At 67.4% G+C, this 6,000-nt stretch carries 5 protein-coding genes; 4 read left to right on the top strand and 1 reads right to left on the bottom strand.

The window, feature by feature from the left end:
• A partial coding sequence (locus WKW82_RS33540) for an aldehyde dehydrogenase family protein (protein WP_340347296.1) occupies positions 1-499 on the top strand: 499 nt, incomplete at its 5' end.
• 231 nt (positions 500-730) lie between these two features.
• Here WKW82_RS33540 and WKW82_RS33535 read toward each other — a convergent pair.
• Positions 731-1,702 (bottom strand): LysR family transcriptional regulator, encoded by a 972-nt coding sequence (locus WKW82_RS33535; RefSeq protein WP_340347295.1) that lies wholly within the window; start codon positions 1,700-1,702, stop codon positions 731-733.
• 198 nt (positions 1,703-1,900) lie between these two features.
• Here WKW82_RS33535 and paoA point away from each other — a divergent pair, with 198 nt between their 5' ends.
• From paoA to paoC, 3 genes are read left to right on the top strand one after another with little or no spacing between them, the layout of a single operon-like run.
• Positions 1,901-2,545 (top strand): aldehyde dehydrogenase iron-sulfur subunit PaoA, encoded by a 645-nt coding sequence (paoA, locus tag WKW82_RS33530; RefSeq protein WP_340347294.1) that lies wholly within the window; start codon positions 1,901-1,903, stop codon positions 2,543-2,545.
• The gene (locus WKW82_RS33525; RefSeq protein ID WP_340347293.1) at positions 2,542-3,492 is read left to right on the top strand and encodes an FAD binding domain-containing protein; all 951 of its coding nucleotides are present in this window, start codon (positions 2,542-2,544) and stop codon (positions 3,490-3,492) included. Before paoA ends, WKW82_RS33525 begins: the two co-directional genes overlap by 4 nt.
• A 3-nt stretch (positions 3,493-3,495) precedes the next feature.
• Positions 3,496-5,694, top strand: a complete 2,199-nt coding sequence (paoC, locus tag WKW82_RS33520) for an aldehyde oxidoreductase molybdenum-binding subunit PaoC (protein ID WP_340347292.1) — start codon at positions 3,496-3,498, stop codon at positions 5,692-5,694.
• Positions 5,695-6,000 lie beyond the last annotated feature (306 nt).

Below are 6,000 nucleotides of genomic sequence, written 5' to 3'. Positions count from 1 at the left end.
AGCGCGTTCGCGCGGCGCCACGGTGGTGCAGCTGGTGCCGGGCAAGGCCTATGACCGCAGCATCCGCAAGATCGCGCCGCACATCGTGTTCAACGCACCGGAAGACTGCGAGCTGATGCAGCGCGAGATCTTCGGGCCGATCCTGCCGATCCGCACCTTCGCGCGGCTGGACACGGTCATCGACACCATCAATGCCGGGCCGCGCCCGTTGGCGGTGTATCCGTTCAGCTACGACAAGCGCGTGATCCAGACAGTGCTGGACCGGGTGATGTCGGGTGGCGTGTCGGTCAACGATGCGCTGTTCCACGTCGGCCAGCACGACCTGCCTTTCGGCGGTGTCGGCGAGTCCGGCATGGGCCACTACCACGGGCATGAAGGCTTCGAGACCTTCTCGAAGATGCGCCCTGTGTTCTATCAAGCGCGCTTCACTTCGATGAAGTTCATGATGCCCCCGTACGGCAAGTTCGCCGACCGGGTGTTCAAGTTCCTGATCAAGTAGGACATCGGCCCGCGCACACGGGCCAACGGCAGGACGCCTCGTCCGCTACAGCCAAGGAATCGCCGCCCACTGACAAATCATCGGCGGCGATTTTTCATGAGCGACGCCGGCGCGCGAAACTTCACCCAGACCCTGGTCGCCCATTCCATTGCGGGCCCGGCGCGGATTTGCAACGCCGCAGGCTGCCCGGGCAGAGGATGCGCGGTCCGCGGGGGCTTGATCAAAGACTCCCTAACTTCGGGGAATCGCCTTGCGCCCTTTTGCCTCCGCACCCTGCAACTCCTTCGTTGTCAGCACATAGCGCGGCGTGTTGGCCAGCCGCTGGACGGCCAGGTCGATGAACGCCCTGACGCGTGCAGGTTGGGCGGTGCGACTGCCGTAGTACAGGAAGGCGCTGGACGAGTCCGCCACGTGCTCGGTGAGCAGGGGCACGAGGCGCCCGGCGCGAATGTGCTCTGCCGCGGCGACGTTGGTGAGCAGTCCCACCACATGACCGGCCAGCACGGCTTCGGTCTCCAGCGCTTCATCGTTGACGCACAGCGCCGGAACGACTTCGTGCGGGACGATGCCATCCTGCATCTTGACGCGCCAGGGAAGGATCTTGCCGGTACTCGGGAGGCGAAACACACTGCAGCGATGCGCCGCGAGCGCATGCAAGCTGTCTGGCGCACCATGCGCCGCAAGGTACGCCGGCGCCGCGCAAATGATGAGCTGAAGCGGGAACAGCTTGCGCGCGATCACACCCTCTGCCGGTGATGGACCCACGCGAAAGCCCACATCGACGCGGTCGTCCACCCAGTTGCCGATGCGGTCGTCCAGTTGCACGTCGGGCAGGACTTCCGGGTGAAGGCGGCAGAACTCGTCGAGCACCGGCCACAACACGGGCGCAAAGATCGAATGCGGGCCGACGATGCGCAACGGACCGGCGATCTCGTCCTTCGACTGCCGTGCCATGAGCAGCGCCCGCTGCATGCCAAGCAGCGCTGGCTGCGCGCCCTCCAGGAATTGCCGGCCCTCGTCGGTGAGCGAAAGGCTTCGCGTGGTGCGATGGAACAGCCGCACGCCAAGATAGCGCTCCAGTTGCGCCAGGGCCTGGCTCGCCGCCTGCGGCGTCATGCCCTGTGCGGCGGCCGCCTGCCGCAGGCTGCCGAGTTCGGCAGCCTTGGCAAAAGTCGCGATGGCGCGCAGTTCGTTGATGGGCATGGGTTGCTTCCTTCCCGGTTCATTATCAACAGCAACTTGCCAGTCCTTCAAGCTTGCACGCACTAGTGGCCACGACAGCGCAGACCTACAGTTGTTTGCAAGTTCGGCTGTCCTGACCGGGCGTGCAGTTGCGCCACGGTCCATCGCGGCGCAGCGCCCAGTCGGCCCAGTCGGCACAACGGACGAAGGAACACGAACATGACACACCCCGATGAGTTCACGATTTCCCGGCGCGGCCTGCTGAAGGCCGGCGCTGCAACCACCGCAGTGCCGGCGATGGCGGTGGCGGTGACTGCCAAGGCTGCACCGGCTCGCGCCTCCGGCGAGCCGGTGCCCATCGCGGTCACGCTGATCGTCAACGGCAAATCCGAGCGCCTGCTGATCGACACCCGCACCACTCTCCTGGATGCGTTGCGCGAGCACTTGCACCTCAGCGGCACGAAGAAGGGTTGCGACCATGGCCAGTGTGGCGCCTGCACCGTGATGCTGGACGGGCGCCGAATCAATTCATGCCTGACGCTGGCCGTGATGCACGAGGGCGCCAAGGTCACAACCATCGAGGGGCTCGGCCAGCCCGGCAACATGCACCCGATGCAGGCGGCCTTCGTCAAGCATGACGGCTTCCAGTGCGGCTACTGCACGCCGGGGCAGATCTGCTCGGCGGTGGGCATGCTGGGCGAAATGGCGCAAGGCATTCCGAGCCACGTCACGGCCGACCTGAACGGCGCGCCGCAGATGTCGACCGTCGAGTTCCGCGAGCGCATGAGCGGCAACATCTGCCGCTGCGGCGCCTACAGCAACATCGCAGACGCGATCTCCGAAGTGGCGGGGGTGAGGACATGAGAGCCTTCACTTATGAACGCGCGACCTCGCCCGCGCAGGCGGTGGCTGCGGCCTCGACCACGCCCAACGCACGATTCATCGCTGGTGGCACCAACCTGCTCGACCTGATGAAGCTGGAGATCGAGGCACCCCCGCATCTCATCGATGTCAACGGCCTGGGTTTCGACAAGATCGAGCCCACGAAGGATGGCGGCCTGCGCATCGGCGCACTGGTGCGCAACACCGACCTGGCCGCGGACGCGCGCGTTCGGCGCGACTACGGCGTGCTCTCGCGCGCGTTGCTGGCCGGCGCCTCGGCGCAATTGCGCAACAAGGCAAGCACCGCCGGCAACCTGTTGCAACGCACGCGCTGTCCCTACTTCTACGACACCAACCAGGCCTGCAACAAACGCAAGCCCGGCAGCGGCTGCGCCGCCATCACCGGTGTGAGCCGGCAGCTTGCGGTGGTCGGCGCCAGCGGCGCCTGCATCGCCACGCATCCGAGCGACATGGCGGTCGCCATGCGCGCGCTCGACGCGAGCGTCGAGACGATGCGCCCCGGCGGCACGCGCCGCACCATTCCGATCGCCGACTTCCACAGGCTGCCCGGCGCCACGCCACATGTCGAGAACGCGCTCATGCCCGGCGAACTCATCACCGCGGTCACGCTGCCCGCGCCCATCGGCGGCAAGCACATCTACCAGAAGGTGCGCGACCGGGCGTCCTATGCCTTCGCGCTGGTGTCGGTCGCGGCCATCGTGCAGCGTGACGGCACCGGGCGTGTGGCACTGGGCGGCGTGGCGCCCAAGCCCTGGCGGCTCGAATCGGCCGAGGCACAGATGCCGCGTGGCGCCAGCGCCGTTGCCGCCGCCCTGCTCGCCGGCGCCAGGCCGACCGAGCAGAACGAATTCAAGCTGACGCTGGTCGAGCGCACGCTCGACGCGGTGCTGACGGAAGCCAGGAGCTGAGCGATGAAATTCGACACCCCCGCCACCACCAACCCGATCGACCAGCTCAAGGTCGTCGGCCATGCGACGGACCGCATCGACGGCCCGCTCAAGACCACCGGCACCGCACCCTATGCCTACGAGCGGCATGACGTGGCGCCCGACGCGGCTTACGGCTACATCGTTGGCGCGTCGATCGCCAAGGGCCGCATCACCTCCATGGACCTGAGCTCGGCCAAGGCCGCGCCCGGCGTGCTCGCCATCGTCACGGCCGACAACGCCGGCAAGCTGGGCAAGGGCGACTACAACACGGCGAAGCTGCTGGGCGGGCCGAACATCGAGCATTACCACCAGGCGATCGCACTGGTGGTGGCCGAAACCTTCGAGCAGGCCCGGGCCGCAGCGCAGCGGGTCCAGGTGGCATACGCCCGCGCCGACGGCAGCTTCGACCTGGCCGATGCGCGGGCCGCGACCGATCGCAAGACCACCGACCGCAACAGCACCATCGGTGACTTTGCCGGCGCCTTCGCCAAGTCCGAGGTCCAGCTCGACGCGACCTACACCACGCCCGACCATTCGCACGCGATGATGGAGCCCTTCGCCACCACCGCCGCCTGGAACGGGGACAAGCTCACCGTGTGGACGTCGAACCAGATGATCGACTGGAACGCCAAGGAGCTCGCCACCACGCTGGGCATCGGCCGCGACAAGGTGCACGTGATCTCGCCCTACATCGGCGGCGGCTTCGGCGCCAAGCTGTTCCTGCGCGCGGACGCCCTGCTCGCCGCGCTGGGCGCGCGAGCGGCGCGGCGGCCGGTGAAGGTGGCGATGCAGCGTCCGCTGATGGCCAACAACTCGACGCACCGGCCGGCGACCATCCAGCGCATCCGGCTCGGCGCAACGAAGCAGGGCAAGCTCACGGCGATCGGCCATGAGAGCTGGTCCGGCAACCTCGTCGGCGGCAAGCCAGAGAACGCCGTGCAGCAGACGCTGTGGCTCTATGCCGGCGAAAACCGCCTGACCGGCACTCGGCTTGCCACGCTCGACCTGCCCGAAGGCAACGCGATGCGCGCACCCGGCGAAGCGCCGGGCCTGATGGCGCTGGAGATCGCCATCGACGAACTGGCCGAGAAGCTGGACATCGACCCGATCGAGTTGCGCGTGCTGAACGACACGCAAGTCGACCCGGCCAAGCCGGAGCGCAAGTTCTCGCAGCGCCGCCTGATCGATTGCATGCGCATCGGCGCGGAGAAATTCGGCTGGGCGCAGCGCAGTGCCAAGCCGGCGCAGCGCCGTGAAGGACGCTGGTGGATCGGCACCGGCATGGCCGCCGCGTTCCGCAACAACCAGGTCATGAAGTCGGGCGCAAGGGTGCGGCTGGACGGGCGCGGCATGGTGACGGTGGAAACCGACATGACCGACATCGGCACCGGCAGCTACACGATCATTGCGCAGACCGCCGCCGAGATGATGGGCGTGCCGCTGGAGCGGGTGGCGGTGCGGCTCGGCGACTCGTCCTTTTCGGTGTCCTCCGGATCGGGCGGGCAATGGGGCGGCAACTGCTCCACAGCCGGCGTGTACGCGGCCTGCGTGAAGCTGCGCGAAGCCGTGGCCCAACGCGCGGGACTCGACGTGGCCGGCGCCAGCTTTGCGGGTGGCATGGTCAGTGCGGGGGGCCGAAGCCTGCCGCTGGCGCAGGTGGCCGGCGACAACGCCATCGTGGCCGAGGACACCATCGAGTTCGCGGAACTGAGCAAGCAGTACCAGCAGTCCACCTTCGGCGCGCACTTCATCGAGGCGGCCGTGGATGCCTACACCGCCGAGGTCCGCGTGCGCCGCATGCTGGCCGTGTGCGCAGCGGGCCGCATCCTGAACCCGAAGACCGCGCGCAGCCAGGTCATCGGCGCGATGGTGATGGGCGTGGGCGCGGCATTGATGGAGGAACTGGCCGTCGACAAGCGCCTCGGCTACTTCGTCAACCACGATCTGGCCGGCTACGAGGTACCGGTGCATGCCGACATCCCGCACCAGGAAGTCATCTTCCTGGATGAGACGGACGCCATCTCCTCGCCGATGAAGGCCAAGGGCGTGGGTGAGCTGGGCATCTGCGGCGTGGGTGCGGCGGTGGCGAATGCCGTCTACAACGCCACCGGCGTGCGGGTGCGCGACTACCCGGTGACGCTGGACAAGCTGTTGGCGAAGATGCCGTCCTTGGCGATCTGATCGTTGGCGCCGGACGCAGTCGGGCTCGTCCTCTGCGTGCGGATCGAGCATGCATCCGATGCCTTGGGTCGCGTTCCAATCCGGGCGCAACGGCAGTGCGACCCGCAACTTGCGAAGCACGGGCAGCCGACGCGCATGCTGCTGCGCGTCCGACAGTCAGGCGTTCGCGCATGGAACCACACCCTCGGCACACGCCAGCGCTTCTTCCAACAGGGCTTGAGAGACCTCGTCCGGCAGGTGGGTCAAACCAACCCGCATCGCGTGCTCACCGACGCGAACAGTACCAACTTGCCAATTAACTACGGC

This window comes from Variovorax rhizosphaerae (assembly GCF_037889975.1).
GTDB lineage: Bacteria > Pseudomonadota > Gammaproteobacteria > Burkholderiales > Burkholderiaceae_C > Variovorax > Variovorax rhizosphaerae.
Note: the sequence above shows the minus strand (reverse complement) of the source record. Positions and strands in the feature narration are given on the sequence as shown.

Coding starts and splice junctions, on each gene's coding strand:
- WKW82_RS33535 (WP_340347295.1), bottom strand. CDS start 1,702: ATGCCCATCAACGAACTGCGCGCCATCGCGACTTTTGCCAAGGCTGCC.
- paoA (WP_340347294.1), top strand. CDS start 1,901: ATGACACACCCCGATGAGTTCACGATTTCCCGGCGCGGCCTGCTGAAG.
- WKW82_RS33525 (WP_340347293.1), top strand. CDS start 2,542: ATGAGAGCCTTCACTTATGAACGCGCGACCTCGCCCGCGCAGGCGGTG.
- paoC (WP_340347292.1), top strand. CDS start 3,496: ATGAAATTCGACACCCCCGCCACCACCAACCCGATCGACCAGCTCAAG.